Genomic DNA, 14562 nt, shown 5'->3' with positions numbered 1-14562 from the left:
TCTTAGTTACCTTTGGCTTTTTCGGCGCGCAAGATCATCACCTTCGCCATGGCCAGCACCACAAAGGTGATGACAAACAGCAAGAAGCCCAGTGCAAACAAGGTGGAAAAATGCAAGGCCTCGGCCTCGCCAAACTCATTGGCCAACACGGACGCAATGGACGTGCCGGGCGAGAACAACGAGGTGGGCATGCGGTTGGCATTGCCAATCACAAAGGTCACGGCCATGGTCTCGCCCAAGGCACGACCCAGCCCCAACATGATGCCGCCGATCACACCTTTTTGCGTGTATGGCAACACCACTTTGCGCACCACTTCCCATGTGGTGCAACCCAAGCCATAAGCAGACTCACGCAGAATGGGCGGCGTGATTTCAAACACATCGCGCATCACCGCGGCCACAAACGGCAACACCATAAAGGCCAACACAATGCCAGCCGCCAAGATGCCCATACCGTTGGTGGCACCGCCAAACAAGAAGCCCACCAGAGGCATGCCGCCCAACACTTGTTGCAATGGCACTTGCACGTAATCGGCAAACAACGGGGCAAACACAAACAAGCCAAACATGCCGTAGATGATGGACGGCACAGCGGCCAGCAACTCAATCGACGTGCCCAAGGGGCGACGCAACCACACAGGGCAGGTCTCGGTCAAAAACACGGCTACGCCGAAGGCCAAAGGTACGGCCAATAACAGTGCAATGCCTGCGCTGGCCATGGTGCCGACGATGGCAATGGCAGCACCAAAATCTTCGTTGATGATGTCCCACTCGACATGCCACAAAAAGTGAAAACCAAACTTTTGAAAAGTGGGCCATGCATTCACAAACAAGGAAATGATGATGCCCAACAAGGCCGCCAACACCAGCAACGAAAACGCTTGCGTGATGCGGTGAAAGAAGAAATCTTGCGTGCGTTGCTTCTTGGCAACCGCCACCATGTCAGCACTCACGGCTTGACCTGATTCTTCTTGCAAAAAATTTTGTGAGCTCATGACAGACCCTAGACTCATAGAAATACCCTACTTCTTAAAAGCCAAAATTCCGTCGGCGTGTACAAACCAAGCCGACGGAATTGATTAGCTCAATTCAAATTACTTTTGAATTTGTGTCCACACCTTGGCGCGGATTTGAGTTGTCAAGCTATCTGGCAAAGCCACGTAGTCGAGATCTTGTGCCATCTTCTTGCCATTGGTGAACGCCCAATCAAAGAACTTGACAGCTTCAGCAGCCGCTGCTTTGTCGGTGGGTTGCTTGTGCATCAAGATGAACGAGGCAGTGCTGATGGGCCAGCTGTTGGCACCTTTGGCATTGACCATCGACACACCCATGCCAGGTACTTTGAGCCAGTCAGCGCCTGCTGCTGCGGCTGCAAATGTCAAATCATCAGGTGCCACATATTTGCCGTCGGCGTTTTGCAACTGCATGAAGTTCATGTTGTTCTTTTTAACGTACGCGTATTCCACGTAACCTAAAGAGCCTTTGACGCGGTTCACGTTGGCGGCCACGCCTTCGTTGCCCTTACCGCCCACAGAAGAAGCTGCTGGCCACTTGACCGCAGCGCCCTTGCCCACTGTGCTTGACCAGTCTTTGCTGACCGAGGTCAAGTAGTCGGTGAAGTTGAAGGTAGTGCCCGAGCCGTCAGCGCGGTGCACGATGGTGATGGCTTGGTCTGGCAGTTTTTTGCCTGGGTTCAAGGCCGCGATTTTGGGGTCGTTCCAATTGGCTACTTTGCCCAAGAACATGTCTGCCAACACGGCACCCGTGATGCGCAATTCGCCCGGCTTGAAGCCTTCCAAGTTCACCACAGGCACAGTGCCACCGATGATGGCTGGGAACTGGACCAAACCTTCTTTGTCGAGGTCTTCACCAGACATGGGCGCGTCTGTCGCACCAAAGGTGACGGTCTTGGCTTTGATTTGACGGATACCACCTGAAGAACCAATGGATTGGTAGTTCAAGCCGTTGCCTGTAGCGGCTTTGTAAGCTTCAGCCCACTTGGCGTAGATAGGGAATGGAAAGGTCGCGCCTGCGCCAGTGATGTCGGCAGCGAAGGCTGAACCCATGGCCAAAGTTGCCATTGCTGCGGCAGCCACAGATTTGATGAATGTACGTTTCGTGTTCATGTGATTCCTTCAGTTGGTTAGAACAGCTGTGACTTTAGCTAGCGATTGTGACGGTACTGTGACATATATGACAGCTCATGCCGGGGCCAAAGATTCAATAGTTCAAGTATTATTGAATCATGAAGAAACAAAAAATTCAAGAAACTCACGTGGTCGAGGCCTTGGCAGCTTTGGCGCAAGGCCAGCGTTTGCGCGCCTTTCGGGCTTTGGTGGTGGCAGGTGCCGAGGGCTTGACACCCAGTGCTTTGAGCGCCTTGCTCGACCTCGCCCCCAGCGCTTTGTCGTTTCACCTCAAAGCCCTGAGCCACGCGGGCTTGGTCAGCGCCACGGCCAGCGGGCGCAACCTGATTTACCGCGCCGAGTTTGCACGCATGAACGACTTGCTCACCTACCTCACCCAAGACTGCTGCCAAGGCCAATCGTGCGCCGTGGTGCCAGAGACATCGAAAACCTGTTGTTAATTTTTTCAAAGGAAACACCATGAACGTTGAACAATTTTTAGGCCTCTTGGAAGCCCATCCACAACAAGCCTTGCGCATTGTGTTGCCCAACGGCGAAGCAGTGGCACCGCACTTTCACATCACCGAAGTGGGCCACGTGGCCAAAAGCTTCATGGACTGCGGCGGCACACGCCGCAAGACCGAGAGTTGCCTGCTGCAAACCTGGGTGTACAGCGATGTGGATCACCGTTTAGAAACAGCCAAGCTCGCCAATATTTTGCGCATCGCGGGAGATGTGTTGCCCTCACTTGACCTGCCTGTGGAGATCGAACACGAGACGGGCGTGGTGTCGCAATACCCCGTCACCGCTGGCAGCAGCGATGGACATACCTTGACCTTGACCACGGGGCTCAAACACACCGCCTGCTTGGCGATGGACCTGTGCTGCGCACCCGCCGCTGTGGTTGCGACAACTGCGCCACTGACCACTGCCGACAAACCACGCGTCAAAGCAGGCTCTTGTTGCTCGCCCACCAGTGGCTGCTGTTGAGGCTGACACACGTTTGAAAAACTTCTTCTTTATCTTTCACACCTTTACCCTGTCACATCAATCATGACCACCTTGAACATCCTCTTTCTGTGCACGCACAACTCGGCCCGCAGCATCTTGTCGGAAGCCTTGCTCAACCACATGGTCACCGGTGCCAGTGGCACACGCTTCAAAGCGTATTCGGCTGGCAGCAGCCCGCGCGAGAACCAGCAGCCCAACCCGCTGGGGCTTCAAGTGTTGAAGTCAGCTGGCATTGACACCTCGTACCTCAGCAGCAAAAGCTGGGACGTGTTTGCCAAGCCCGATGCACCGCACATGGACCTGGTCATCACCGTGTGCGACAACGCCGCTGGCGAGATCTGCCCCTACTGGCCCGGTCAACCCGCCACCGCGCACTGGGGCTATGCCGACCCCTCCGCTGTAGAGGGCACAGACGAAGACCGCTTGCAGGCCTTTCGCCACACCATGTACTTGATTCAAAAACGCTTGCAACTATTGGTGGACTTGCCTGCCGACAAACTACAAAAAGCCATGTTGCAACACACGGCCAAAGAACTCAGCCAGGTGCATGCATGAACTTCTTTGAACGCTATCTCACCGCTTGGGTGGCTTTGTGCATCGTGGTCGGTATTGCTTTGGGGCAATGGCAGCCTGAGCTGTTTCAAGCGATTGGCAGTTTGGAATACGCGCAGGTTAATTTGCCCGTCGGTTTGTTGATTTGGATCATGATCATCCCCATGCTCATCAAGGTGGACTTTGGCGCTTTGCACGAAGTGCGTCAGCACATCAAAGGGATTGGTGTAACGCTGTTTGTGAACTGGTTGGTCAAGCCGTTTTCGATGGCGCTGCTGGGTTGGTTTTTCATTCGCTACTTGTTTGCGCCACTGTTGCCTGCAGACCAGATTGACAGCTACATCGCTGGTCTGATTTTGTTAGCCGCAGCACCCTGCACCGCCATGGTTTTTGTTTGGAGCCGCCTGACCAACGGCCACCCTTTGTTCACCTTGTCACAAGTGGCCTTGAATGACGCCATCATGGTGGTGGCGTTTGCACCGCTGGTGGCGTTCTTACTCGGGCTATCAGCCATCATCGTGCCGTGGGACACACTCATCACATCAGTGGTGTTGTACATCGTCATTCCGGTGGTGTTGGCCCAGCTGATGCGCAAAGCGCTGTTGGCACAAGGCACAGACAAGTTCGATGCAGTCATGGCACGCATTGGCCCATGGTCGATTGCTGCGCTGCTCGCCACGCTGGTGTTGTTGTTTGCGTTTCAGGGCGAGGCGATTTTGAAACAACCTTTGGTCATTGCTTTGTTGGCGGTGCCCATCCTCATTCAAGTGTTGTTCAACTCAGCTTTGGCTTATTACCTCAACCGCGCGTTGGGCGAATCGCACAGCGTGGCCTGCCCTTCGGCACTGATTGGTGCGTCTAACTTTTTCGAGCTGGCTGTGGCTGCGGCCATCAGCTTGTTTGGCTTTGAGTCAGGCGCAGCGCTGGCCACGGTGGTGGGCGTGCTGATTGAAGTGCCCGTGATGTTGCTGGTGGTGCATGTGGTGAACCGCAGCAAAGACTGGTACGAGCGAACACCTTGAATGACCACCGCCGCCCCAAGGTCGGTCTGAATTTCTAGAATGCGACATGCGTTTGTTTTTGAATATTCTGGGTTTTCAAACCGCTTGGTGGGCGTGCATCGCGGGGGTTGGACGCGGCTTTGAAATACCCGCCTTGCTGTATGGTTTGGTGCTGGCTGGGCTGCACCTGCGCTTTGCACACCTGCCTCAGCAAGAGGCCAAGCTTGCCGCGATGGCGCTGGTCGTTGGCATGGCAGTGGACACACTGCTGCAAATGGCATCGGTCATTGGTTTTTACGGCTGGGCCCTTGGCCCCTTGAGCCCGTTTTGGTTGTGGCTGTTGTGGGCTTTGTTTGCCATGACCTTGAACACCTCTTTGGTGTTTTTACAAAATCACACCCTCTGGCTGTCAGCAGCGGCGGGGCTGGTGTTTGGCCCGCTCACCTACTATGCTGGGGCACAACTGGGCGCCGCATCATTTGACAACACCCCGGTTCACTTAGGCGCGTTAGCCATCACTTGGGGCCTTGCGCTTCCTGTGTTGGTCTATGCGGCTCAGCGCATGTTCACACCCAGCACAGACACATCTCACATAGACAACCTCAAAGGCACACCATGATGCAACGTCGCACGCTTTTACTCAGTGGCATGGCCACCACCGCTCTCGCCGGCCTCAGCGGCTGCGCCAGCCCCACGGTCGACGATTACGCCAGCCAAAAACCGGTGCTCGATTTGCGCACCTACTTCAACGGCATGGTGGACGCGTGGGGCATCTTCACCGACCGCAATGGCAAGGTGGTCAAGCGTTTCACCGTGGAGATGAAATGCCAATGGCACAACGACCAAGGCATCTTGGACGAAGACTTTGTCTACTCGGACGGCACGAAAGAAAAACGGATTTGGCAACTCACCGACAAAGGCCATGGCGCTTATGTGGGCACCGCTGGCGATGTGGTGGGCGTGGCCGAAGGCCAGACCAAAGGCAACGCTTTCAACTGGCGCTACACCCTGGCCTTGCCCGTGGACGGCACGGTGCTGAATGTGCAAATGGACGACTGGATGTATTTGATGAACGACCGCGTCATGCTCAACAAAGCACGCATGACCAAGCTGGGCATCCATCTGGGCGATGTCACGCTGTCCTTCACGAAGCGGGCTTGACACCGTGGTCTTTCGAAAATTGATGCTTCGCTTGTGGTGTGCATTGAGTCTCGTGGTGGCTTACGCAACAACAAGTACCTCCGCTCAAGCCAGCGATCTGTCAGACAAACTGCAATCCCCAGATTACGTTTTGCTGATGCGCCACACCCGTGCCCCAGGCGTTGGCGACCCTGCCAACTACACCTTGGATGACTGCACAACCCAACGCAACCTCAGCAACGAGGGCCGCAAACAAGCGGTAGCAGCGGGCCACTGGCTCAAAAAACAAGGCGTGCCAACTGCCAACGTACACACCAGTGCCTGGTGCCGATGCAAAGACACGGCAGAGCTGTTGAAGTTGGGGCCTGTGACGGTTGAGCCTGCTTTGGCTTCATTTTTTGATGACATGGCGCGAGCCAAAACCCAAAACCAAAAGCTGGAAAAATTCATTGCCGCCCAACCCAAAACCAAAGGCAAACAAGCGCTGGTTTTGGTGACCCACCATGTGAACATTTATGAGTTCATGGGCGAGAACATTGCCTCTGGCGACATGGTGCTCGCCAAAGTCGACTCACACGGCAAGATGGTGGCCTACAAGCTCATACCCCGGCCTGACTGAAGCCGCCACAGGTTTGGCCAATCCAGCTTGGCATGGGCTGCTGTCGCTGAGGTCAACATAGCGCGGCAAAAAGTAACCGCATCGCTTGATGTTGCGAACGGGCAGCAAATCGTGACTGATTTTTCTGCGCAGTCGGTGGATGTAGACCTCCGCAGCCGTGGTGTTCAAGGCCATGTTGTCTGGCGCGATGTCTTGGAGCAAGCGCTCTTTGGGAATGATTTGCCCTACGCGCTTGAGCAAGATGTCCAACACCTGCGCTTCACGCGGCGTTAAATCCAAGGCCACGCCCGAGACGCATGCTTGCTGCGTCGCGTGGTTGAAACTCAACGCGCCGTAATGACACACCGACGCGGTCATGCCTTGGCGACGCCGCGTCAAAGCCCGAACTTCTGCACAAAAAATGGCCTCATTCAATGACTCGGGAAGACAGCGGTCAAAACCTGCATCTAACAAATCGGGGGCAAACACCATGTGGTGGTCTGGCACCAGCGCGAGAGTCGCAGCGCGCTGTGCACCACACCGATCCGGCATCAAAGTGCTGGCCAAGTCCATCACCGTGGGGGTGGGGTGGACGACCATCAGGTCCAAGTGGCGCGAACGCCAGCGCATTGAATCATTCGACAGCGCACCGTAGCGCGCCACCTTCGCGCCCATGATGTCAAGTGTGTGTCGCAGCTTGTGCGCCAACACATCGTCTTGCACAAAAAGCGCCACATCACACATAGCTTGCACCTCCCTGTACACGTTGGCGTGCAATGGCAGACACACCTTGTTGGTTGAGCATCCACTGCACGGGCTCGGCCGACAGCTGCACCGCCAAGCGCGTGGCGTGTTTATGCACAGCACATGCAGGTGGCTGACGCAACAGCGCCAGCACCCACGGCGGCATGACATCAAAGGCGCTTTGCAAAATCAGCGCCATCCAAGGCTTGTCCCACACGTCCACAGGGTAGGCCTGAATGACTTGCAAAATGTCTTGCGCCCGCGGATGCAAAGACTGCACGATGAGCGACGACAAACCGCCCGTGATGGCGCGCACACGTTCACCGATGGCGTTGAGCGCCAAGGTTTTGAGTGCGTGGGCAACAGACATGGTGGGCACTGGAGGCGGCTCAGGCCTCGTGATCGGCTGAGCCGTTTGTCGCCTCTGGCTCGGGCTGCGCATGCGGCTCTGAGGCATGCACAGCAGTGGCTGCATCTGGCTTTGGAAAACACATTTTTTCGCCGTCCCAGCGCTGACCACACCAACACGTACCGTCAGCGCTGATGATGCAAGTTCCGGTGCCGCAACACCTTGGGTCTTCACTCATACAAGTCCTTCACGGGTTAACAGTTGGCGCGACGGTGGTCGGCAATGGCGTGGTCATCAAACTTCATGTCAGGGCTTCGCAGCGCACGGTGCTTGGTGCTGCGGCCCTTCACGCGCATGCGCCACAAACGAAATGAGCTGGGGTTGAGCTCGGTACGCATCAAGCGAATCACCTCGGGCTCACTCAGGCCCATGCGCTCATGAATGGTTTCAAACGTGGTGCGGTCTTCCCATGCCATTTGAATCACGGCAGACACATCACCTGGGCTCAGGCTGGCAAGACGTTGGCTAGCGCTGAGTTGCATCAGGCCATCATCATGGAGAGCTGAAACACTGAGTTGGGCGCCTTGGGCATGAGCGGCGCCACCATGGGTTTGAACTTGAAGCGGCCCATGGTTTGCACAAACGAGCGGGCTTCTTCGTCACGCGACTCATCCACAAAATCGGCCAGAGTGAAGTTACTGAGTGTCGCTTTGACGATTTGCTCCAAGCCGAACTCGTAGCTGGCGGGCGTTGATTTGTCCTCGGGCAGGTCGTCTGCCGTCTTGGCTGGCACAGAAGACGGCGCATCCAAGGTGCATTCAAACACCGAAGCGATGTCCCAAATCGAAATCAGCGAGGTGTCGCCCAAAATCATGTAGCCGCCGCCCGGGCCCTTCATGGCCCCCACGATGTTGTGTGCCTTGAGCGGCTTGAGGATGTTCTCGAGGTAGGAGATGGACAAATCGAGTCTGGGCGACAACTCGGTGGTCGTGACATAACCTGCGTGACGCTGGCCCGCCAAGTAGACGCACACTTCGATGGCGTTGATGGTTTTCTTTGAAATCATGGTCAAACTCCTATTGCGTAGAATTTTGACGCATTAATCTACGCAAAATCTAATTTAATTTACAAATACTTATAAATCGACACATAATCTACGCAACCTCTACTCAAAAACATCATTTTGAACACCAGCGCCCTTCCCTCAACCGCCCTTTACCGCATTGGTGCGGTGTCTAAAACCACGGGCATCCCCGTGTCCACCTTGCGCATTTGGGAAACCCGCTACGGCGCGTTCAGCCCTGTCAAGACAGAAGGCAAGCAACGCTTGTTTGCCGAACACGATGTGTCCAAGGCCTTGTTGCTCAAACAGTTGTCGCAAAACGGCCATGGCATCAGCACCATTGCCAACCTCGACCTAGAGCAACTGCGCCGCATGAGCAACCTGCCGCACCACACGCCCCAAAGTTTGGCCGTACCGGGCCAGCCCGTGTCTCTGGCGGTGGTGGGTATGAGTATGGCCAACCGCATCGAGTCCAAAAAGTTTGCCGCAGGCTTGAAGCAAAACCAAATCAAAGTCACCGACGTGTTGATCGACTTGGCCACCGCCGCCAACGCCGAATTGGCGCAACGCCCGCAAGTGCTGTTGGTCAAGGTCAACACTTTGCAAACTGCGGTGCACACAGACATCCAAGCGTTGATCAACAAACACCAATTTGCGCAAACCATCGTGGTGTACAACTTTGCGCCCGAGGCCGTGGTGCAAGCCATGAAGTTTTCGGGCCTCATCGTGCGACGCGAACCCATCTCGGACATTGAGCTGGCCGAGTTGCTGCAATCGGTGCTGTTTGTCGACCCTGTGCGTGCGCAGGAATTTGGCACCACAGGCGCGGTCATCGCGGCACGCAAATATTCAGACGCCACCCTCAGCCGCGTGGCCGGCATTTCAACCAATGTGCTGTGCGAGTGCCCGCGCCATGTGGCAGAGCTGATTGCACAACTGGCAAGCTTTGAGGAATACAGCCAAGAGTGTTTGAACCGCAATGCAGAAGACGCCCACTTGCACGCCTACCTGCGTTCAATTTCGGGCTCTGCGCGATCGCTGTTTGAAAACGCCTTAGAGAAAATTGCTGCGCATGAGGGGATTGATCTGCGCGAAGGCGCAGCTTCAAACTAACGCAACGTCTCGGCCTGATCGCTTGCGATGACCTGTAACCACAAGCTGTCAATGTCGCTGAGTTTGGTTTTGTCAAACTCAGCCGTGTGCTCCCAGTAGCGCCCCGACGGCACCATGTAGCCCAAGTCTTGCTCGGCCTGCAAGGCGCGTGCAACGGCTGCTGGGTCGATCAACGCGCTTTGCGCTTGCAGCAGTTGTTGGTGCATGCCCGGCGCGGTCACATCACAGCTCGCCACGCGCGGGAACAACAAGCGCGATTCGGGCAACTCCGACAAATTCACCACCGCGCAGCCGTGCGCCTGTGCCAACGCCATGAAGCGCGCCGACTTGGCCTCGAGCGACTGCAAGGTCACATCCACCCGCAAAGGGTCTGGCGTGCCTTGGCCGTAAAAATGGCTGCTCTCGCCCGAGGTGGCGTCGTACACCATGTCACAACCCAAGAACGCCATCAGGTCAGGCTTCAAAGCGCCCAAGGCCCAATACCCCGCGGTAAACGCCATGGTTCCGCCCGCATACACAAAGCCGCCAAAGTGGTTTTGCTGCGGCACAAATTCGGGGGCGGCAATCAGTTGCTGCGAAGGCTTCAACGGCGTGGGCGGCAAACGCTCGGGCGCGAAGTCTTCGGGGTATACCAAGTAGTCCCAGTCAGGTGTGATTTGCCATGCGTTGTTGATGGCCACACGCTGTGCAAACACCGACAGATCCCAGTCTTTGGCCTGCACGGCGTCGGGTGCACTGCCGATGAGCAGCACCATTTTTAAATCCTCTGCCACGCGATGTCCGTTTCTTGAGCGCTTTGAAAACAGCCGCGATCCTAGAGCCTTGCGATAGCCATTGCCAACCAAAGGTTGGAAGGCATTTCTAAAATCAAAACATGACACAACATACCTCGGCCCCAGGCGTGATTTACTGGTTCAGAAACGACCTGCGCCTGCCACGGAACACACCACAGACCCGCACGCGATCTTGCGCGACCCACGTTCGGCGTTTCCTTGGGCGCAGCCCGAGTTTCACGGCGGTGAACGTACCGCCCTCGCGCATCTGGCTCAGTACTGCAGCCGTGATTTACCGCACACCTACAAGGCCACACGCAACGGACTGGTGGGTGCGGATTACTCCACCAAGTGGTCGCCTTGGTTGGCTACCGGCGCATTGTCTGCACGTCAGGCGTGGGCTGCCATCCGCAGCTTCGAGGCACAACACGGGGCCACCGACAGCACGTATTGGATTGGCTTCGAATTGCTGTGGCGCGACCACTTCCGTTGGCTACACCTCAAATACGGTGAGCGCCTGTATTGGCAACGCGGCCTGTCCGACGCGCCACTGCCCACACGCCCACACAACGCACGCGGCTTTGAGCACTGGCGCACGGGCCGCACCGGCCACGCCTTCATTGACGCGGGCATGCGCGAACTCAACGCCACGGGCTATTCGTCCAACCGCATGCGACAAAACTTGGCGAGCTTTTTGATCCACGATTTGCGCTGCGATTGGCGTGCCGGTGCCGCTTGGTTTGAGTCGCAACTGATTGACTTTGACATCTACAACAACCAAGGCAACTGGCTCTACCTGAGCGGTCGCGGCACCGACCCCAGAGGGTCCAGGCGCTTCAACCCAGACAAGCAAGCCCACGACTACGATGCAGACGGCGCTTACCGCGCACTCTGGCAATGAGTTCCACCACAGAACACCCGAAAGTCCCACCATGACCACCGAAGCACGCAACGTTTTGGGCACTGCCCTGGTGCCCTGCTCTTACGACCCGCTCACGGGCTACTACCGCGACGGCTGCTGCAATACGGACGAACACGATCAGGGCAGCCACGTGGTGTGTGCCAAAGTCACGCAAGCATTTTTAGATTTCTCGCTGCAACGGGGCAACGACCTGATCACCCCGCGCCCCGAACACCGCTTTGTAGGCCTCAAAGCCGGCGACCGCTGGTGCTTGTGTGCCCGCCGCTGGCAAGAAGCCTTGGAAGCCGGCGTGGCCCCGCCTGTGGTGCTGGAATGCACGCACGCCAAAGCCCTTGAATTCGTCACGCTGGAGCAATTGCAGTCATGCGCTTGAACACACACCTTGCTTGCGTCGAACTGCGCGACCTGCACCTGAAGACAAACATTGGTACGTACGGCCCGCACGATGTGGTGCCCGATGCCCACGTGCTTGACCTCACGCTGTGGTTGTCGCCCGCGCTGGTGCTGATCGCCCAAGACGGCATGGCCCATGTGTTTGACTACGACCCCTTGGTGGCCGAGATTGACCGCCTGGCAGCCGATGGCCATTACGAAACACAGGAGCGCCTCATCACACGCATCGTCCAAGCCTGTGCGGCTTACCGTGAAATAGAAGCCCTGGACATTGGCTTGTGCAAGTCACCCGTGCGCCAAGGCTCGGGCGCGCTGGGCGTGCGCGTATCGGTGGATGCCCACACGCTCAACGCCCTGCGTCAGATTGAATCCACCGACGTGCAACAGGCGATGGGCTCTCTCTCGGGGTGGACGCTAGACACGCACCCACAGCACCACACGGCCTGCCTGTTCAAAAGCTGGACACTGCCCAGCTTCGAGGCGGCGGTGGCACGGTTCAACCAAATCGCCCAACTCGCCCAAACCCAAGACCACCACCCCGAAGTGCTGTCGAGCTACACACAGCTGCAAGTGCGCATTTGGACCCATGATGCGGCTGGTCTGACGCACAAAGATTTCACACTCGCCCAAGCCATCGACCAACTGAGCACCGCCCCATGAAGTACCTCCAAAAACTCGATGGTTTTCAACGCTCACCCGCAGGCCTGGAGTGGCAAATTTGGAAAAAGTTACACCTCATTTTGGCCGTCGGCACAGCCCTGCCGCTGCTGGCCAGTGCCGGTGCGTATGTGTTGGATGGGCTGGATTCCGCCACACAAAATGCACGCGCGGTGGAGCAGTTTTTTTATGTGATGCTCGGCGTGGTCATGCTGCACTGGACGCTGGTGCTGACGCTGGCCATTGGCTGCGTGATCGTGATGTTGATGAAAGGCCCCGCCTACGTGGCCGACGCCTACGAGATGGAGGAGCTGCCCCTTGGCTCAGAAAAACACATTCAAAGGTAACAAGCAAAGCCTGCCCAGCAAGCCCTGCAAAACCTGCGGGCGTGACATGACGTGGCGCAAAGCGTGGGCTAAAAATTGGGAGCAAGTGCTGTACTGCTCGGACGCTTGCCGCAAAAACAAATCAGCCACGGCCTCATGAGTTACGAGCTGGTTTGGTTCAAGCGAGACCTGCGCTGGCAAGACCATGCGGCCCTGGCCCAAGCAGCCCTGCGCGGGCCTGTGCGCTGCATTTATGTGGTGGAGCCCGAGCTGTGGCTGCAACCCGATGCCGCCTTGCAGCACTTTGAGTTTGTGCGTGAATCGTTGCAAGCCCTGGATGAGGCGCTGCGTTTGCAAGGCGGGTGCATTGAAGTGCACACGGGTGAGCTGCCCGACGTGCTGAGCCGCATTTGGAACGATGCCCCTTTTCGCCAAATACACGCGCACCAAGAAACCGGCAACGGTTTTACCTACGCACGCGACCTGAGGGTGGGCGCTTGGTGCCAAGCGCACAACGTGGGTTGGCACGAGTACCCGCAGTTTGGCGTGGTGCGCAGACTGAAAAACCGCAACCTGTGGCAACCCGCTTGGGAGCGGCACATGGCCGAGCCTGTGCAAGATGTGGGTGAGTTGAAGTTTTGGCAGCCGTCTGTCAACGCACCAGCGACCACATCGCCACATGCCTTGCCCCATACATCGCGTCACACATGGTGTTCGCTCTCGCACATGCAAGCCCCCGCGCACCTGCAACACAACCCACCGCTACGCCAACGCGGTGGCCGTCACTTGGCGCTAGACACCTTGCACAGTTTTTTGCACGCACGCAGCTTGGGCTATCGCGGCGGTATTTCGTCGCCGTTGTCGGCGCCCGATGCATGCTCGCGTTTGTCCGCTTACTTGGCATGGGGATGCATCAGTATGCGCGAAGTGGTGCAACACACACGGGCACACATCGCGCAGCTTCCCCCCAGCGCCAGCCGTCACCGCGCAGGCTTGACGGGCTTCATCAGCCGTTTGTACTGGCACTGCCACTTCATTCAAAAGTTAGAGAGCGAGCCCGCCATCGAGTGGCGAAACATGCACCGCGGTTACGACGGCCTGCGCGAACACGATTTCAACGAAGCACACTTCGAAGCCCTCAAAGCCGCACGCACAGGCTGGCCCATGGTGGACGCCTGCGTGACCATGTTGCGCGAAACGGGCTGGCTCAACTTTCGCATGCGCGCCATGCTGGTGTCGGTGGCCGCCTACCCGCTGTGGTTGCACTGGCGACCTGTAGGCGAGTGGCTGGCCACGCAGTTTTTAGACTACGAGCCGGGCATCCACTGGAGCCAGTTGCAAATGCAGTCGGGCACCACGGGCATCAACACCACGCGCGTGTACAACCCCATCAAACAAGCGCAAGACCACGACCCCCATGGCTGCTTTGTGCGGCAGTGGCTGCCCGCCATGCGCCAAGTGCCCGACACCTGGCTGTTTGAGCCGTGGCTCATGCCGCACACCATGCAAGCGCACGTCGGTGTGTTTGTGGGCAATGACGCAAACAGCGCTTTGCAACAACCCGTAGTCGACTTGGCGCAAGCCACACGCGAAGCCAAACAGTTGCTGCACAGCCGACGGCAAACCGACGAGGTCAAAGCTGCCAAGAAAGCCGTGGTGGACAAACACGCCTCGCGCAAAAACTGGGGCACACGGACAGGCGCTGGTGCAGATTCAACACCTTCACGCAAAGCCACACGAGCCTCTGCCAACCACACCCAAGCAGCCAAGGCACAACTTGGTTTTGATTTTTAA

General features: G+C 57.1%; 21 protein-coding genes and 1 pseudogene. 14 read left to right on the top strand and 8 right to left on the bottom strand.

What is annotated here, in order from left to right; translation table 11 throughout:
- Positions 1-2: 2 nt before the first annotated feature.
- Entirely contained in the window at positions 3-995 is a 993-nt protein-coding gene (gene pstC / locus C5F52_RS05000) for a phosphate ABC transporter permease subunit PstC (RefSeq protein WP_236657738.1), read from the bottom strand.
- Between the two features lie 99 nt (positions 996-1094).
- Positions 1095-2126, bottom strand: a complete 1032-nt coding sequence (gene pstS / locus C5F52_RS04995; RefSeq protein WP_104797252.1) for a phosphate ABC transporter substrate-binding protein PstS — start codon at positions 2124-2126, stop codon at positions 1095-1097.
- A gap of 134 nt (positions 2127-2260) precedes the next feature.
- On the opposite strand from pstS, the gene C5F52_RS04990 reads away from it, so the two are divergent.
- The 7 genes from C5F52_RS04990 (at position 2261) to C5F52_RS04960 (ending at position 6449) form a co-directional block, all read left to right on the top strand.
- Positions 2261-2587 carry a helix-turn-helix transcriptional regulator gene (locus C5F52_RS04990; protein WP_104797804.1) on the top strand — a complete coding sequence of 109 codons (327 nt, stop codon included), beginning with the start codon at positions 2261-2263 and terminating at the stop codon, positions 2585-2587.
- A gap of 19 nt (positions 2588-2606) precedes the next feature.
- Complete coding sequence (locus C5F52_RS30180; protein ID WP_236657736.1) at positions 2607-3116, top strand: DUF6428 family protein; 510 nt, start codon at positions 2607-2609, stop codon at positions 3114-3116.
- Between the two features lie 63 nt (positions 3117-3179).
- On the top strand, positions 3180-3692 hold the full coding sequence (locus C5F52_RS04980) for an arsenate reductase ArsC (protein WP_104797251.1): 513 nt from the start codon (positions 3180-3182) through the stop codon (positions 3690-3692).
- On the top strand, positions 3689-4711 hold the full coding sequence (gene arsB, locus C5F52_RS04975) for an ACR3 family arsenite efflux transporter (protein ID WP_104797250.1): 1023 nt from the start codon (positions 3689-3691) through the stop codon (positions 4709-4711). Before C5F52_RS04980 ends, arsB begins: the two co-directional genes overlap by 4 nt.
- A gap of 46 nt (positions 4712-4757) precedes the next feature.
- Positions 4758-5309, top strand: a complete 552-nt coding sequence (locus C5F52_RS04970; RefSeq protein ID WP_104797249.1) for a DUF2878 domain-containing protein — start codon at positions 4758-4760, stop codon at positions 5307-5309.
- Positions 5309-5851, top strand: a complete 543-nt coding sequence (locus C5F52_RS04965; RefSeq protein ID WP_104797803.1) for a DUF3833 domain-containing protein — start codon at positions 5309-5311, stop codon at positions 5849-5851. Before C5F52_RS04970 ends, C5F52_RS04965 begins: the two co-directional genes overlap by 1 nt.
- 136 nt (positions 5852-5987) lie before the next feature.
- Positions 5988-6449, top strand: coding sequence for a histidine phosphatase family protein (locus C5F52_RS04960; protein ID WP_161499652.1), 462 nt, complete (start codon positions 5988-5990; stop codon positions 6447-6449).
- Here C5F52_RS04960 and C5F52_RS04955 read toward each other — a convergent pair.
- From C5F52_RS04955 to C5F52_RS04940, 5 genes are read right to left on the bottom strand one after another with little or no spacing between them, the layout of a single operon-like run.
- Positions 6402-7172 (bottom strand): winged helix-turn-helix domain-containing protein, encoded by a 771-nt coding sequence (locus C5F52_RS04955; protein ID WP_161499651.1) that lies wholly within the window; start codon positions 7170-7172, stop codon positions 6402-6404. The two genes, C5F52_RS04960 and C5F52_RS04955, sit on opposite strands and share 48 nt — an antisense overlap.
- Positions 7165-7542: a hypothetical protein gene (locus C5F52_RS29860; RefSeq protein WP_161499650.1), complete on the bottom strand. Its 378-nt coding sequence runs from the start codon at positions 7540-7542 to the stop codon at positions 7165-7167. The genes C5F52_RS04955 and C5F52_RS29860 overlap by 8 nt, the downstream gene beginning before the upstream one ends.
- Positions 7543-7561: 19 nt before the next feature.
- Entirely contained in the window at positions 7562-7759 is a 198-nt protein-coding gene (locus C5F52_RS04950; protein WP_104797246.1) for a hypothetical protein, read from the bottom strand.
- 16 nt (positions 7760-7775) lie between these two features.
- The gene (locus C5F52_RS04945) at positions 7776-8063 is read right to left on the bottom strand and encodes a TIGR03643 family protein (RefSeq protein WP_104797245.1); all 288 of its coding nucleotides are present in this window, start codon (positions 8061-8063) and stop codon (positions 7776-7778) included.
- Positions 8063-8587, bottom strand: a complete 525-nt coding sequence (locus tag C5F52_RS04940) for an Rrf2 family transcriptional regulator (RefSeq protein WP_104797244.1) — start codon at positions 8585-8587, stop codon at positions 8063-8065. Before C5F52_RS04940 ends, C5F52_RS04945 begins: the two co-directional genes overlap by 1 nt.
- A 117-nt stretch (positions 8588-8704) precedes the next feature.
- On the opposite strand from C5F52_RS04940, the gene C5F52_RS04935 reads away from it, so the two are divergent.
- On the top strand, positions 8705-9697 hold the full coding sequence (locus C5F52_RS04935; RefSeq protein ID WP_161499649.1) for a MerR family transcriptional regulator: 993 nt from the start codon (positions 8705-8707) through the stop codon (positions 9695-9697).
- Here C5F52_RS04935 and C5F52_RS04930 read toward each other — a convergent pair.
- Positions 9694-10452 carry a hypothetical protein gene (locus C5F52_RS04930; RefSeq protein WP_104797242.1) on the bottom strand — a complete coding sequence of 253 codons (759 nt, stop codon included), beginning with the start codon at positions 10450-10452 and terminating at the stop codon, positions 9694-9696. The two genes, C5F52_RS04935 and C5F52_RS04930, sit on opposite strands and share 4 nt — an antisense overlap.
- Positions 10453-10669: 217 nt before the next feature.
- On the opposite strand from C5F52_RS04930, the pseudogene C5F52_RS04925 reads away from it, so the two are divergent.
- The 6 genes and pseudogenes from C5F52_RS04925 to C5F52_RS04900 all read left to right on the top strand — a co-directional run.
- A pseudogene (locus C5F52_RS04925) lies at positions 10670-11371 on the top strand (FAD-binding domain-containing protein); the annotation flags it as partial.
- 31 nt (positions 11372-11402) lie between these two features.
- Positions 11403-11765, top strand: coding sequence for a DUF2237 family protein (locus C5F52_RS04920; RefSeq protein ID WP_104797240.1), 363 nt, complete (start codon positions 11403-11405; stop codon positions 11763-11765).
- The gene (locus C5F52_RS04915) at positions 11756-12445 is read left to right on the top strand and encodes a 4a-hydroxytetrahydrobiopterin dehydratase (RefSeq protein WP_104797239.1); all 690 of its coding nucleotides are present in this window, start codon (positions 11756-11758) and stop codon (positions 12443-12445) included. Before C5F52_RS04920 ends, C5F52_RS04915 begins: the two co-directional genes overlap by 10 nt.
- Complete coding sequence (locus C5F52_RS04910; protein ID WP_104797238.1) at positions 12442-12789, top strand: hypothetical protein; 348 nt, start codon at positions 12442-12444, stop codon at positions 12787-12789. The genes C5F52_RS04915 and C5F52_RS04910 overlap by 4 nt, the downstream gene beginning before the upstream one ends.
- Entirely contained in the window at positions 12761-12928 is a 168-nt protein-coding gene (locus C5F52_RS04905) for a DUF2256 domain-containing protein (RefSeq protein WP_104797237.1), read from the top strand. The genes C5F52_RS04910 and C5F52_RS04905 overlap by 29 nt, the downstream gene beginning before the upstream one ends.
- A complete protein-coding gene (locus C5F52_RS04900; protein WP_104797236.1) occupies positions 12925-14562 on the top strand; it encodes a cryptochrome/deoxyribodipyrimidine photo-lyase family protein in 1638 nt (545 codons plus the stop codon). Before C5F52_RS04905 ends, C5F52_RS04900 begins: the two co-directional genes overlap by 4 nt.

This window comes from Limnohabitans sp. TS-CS-82 (genome assembly GCF_002943475.1).
Note: the sequence above shows the minus strand (reverse complement) of the source record. Positions and strands in the feature narration are given on the sequence as shown.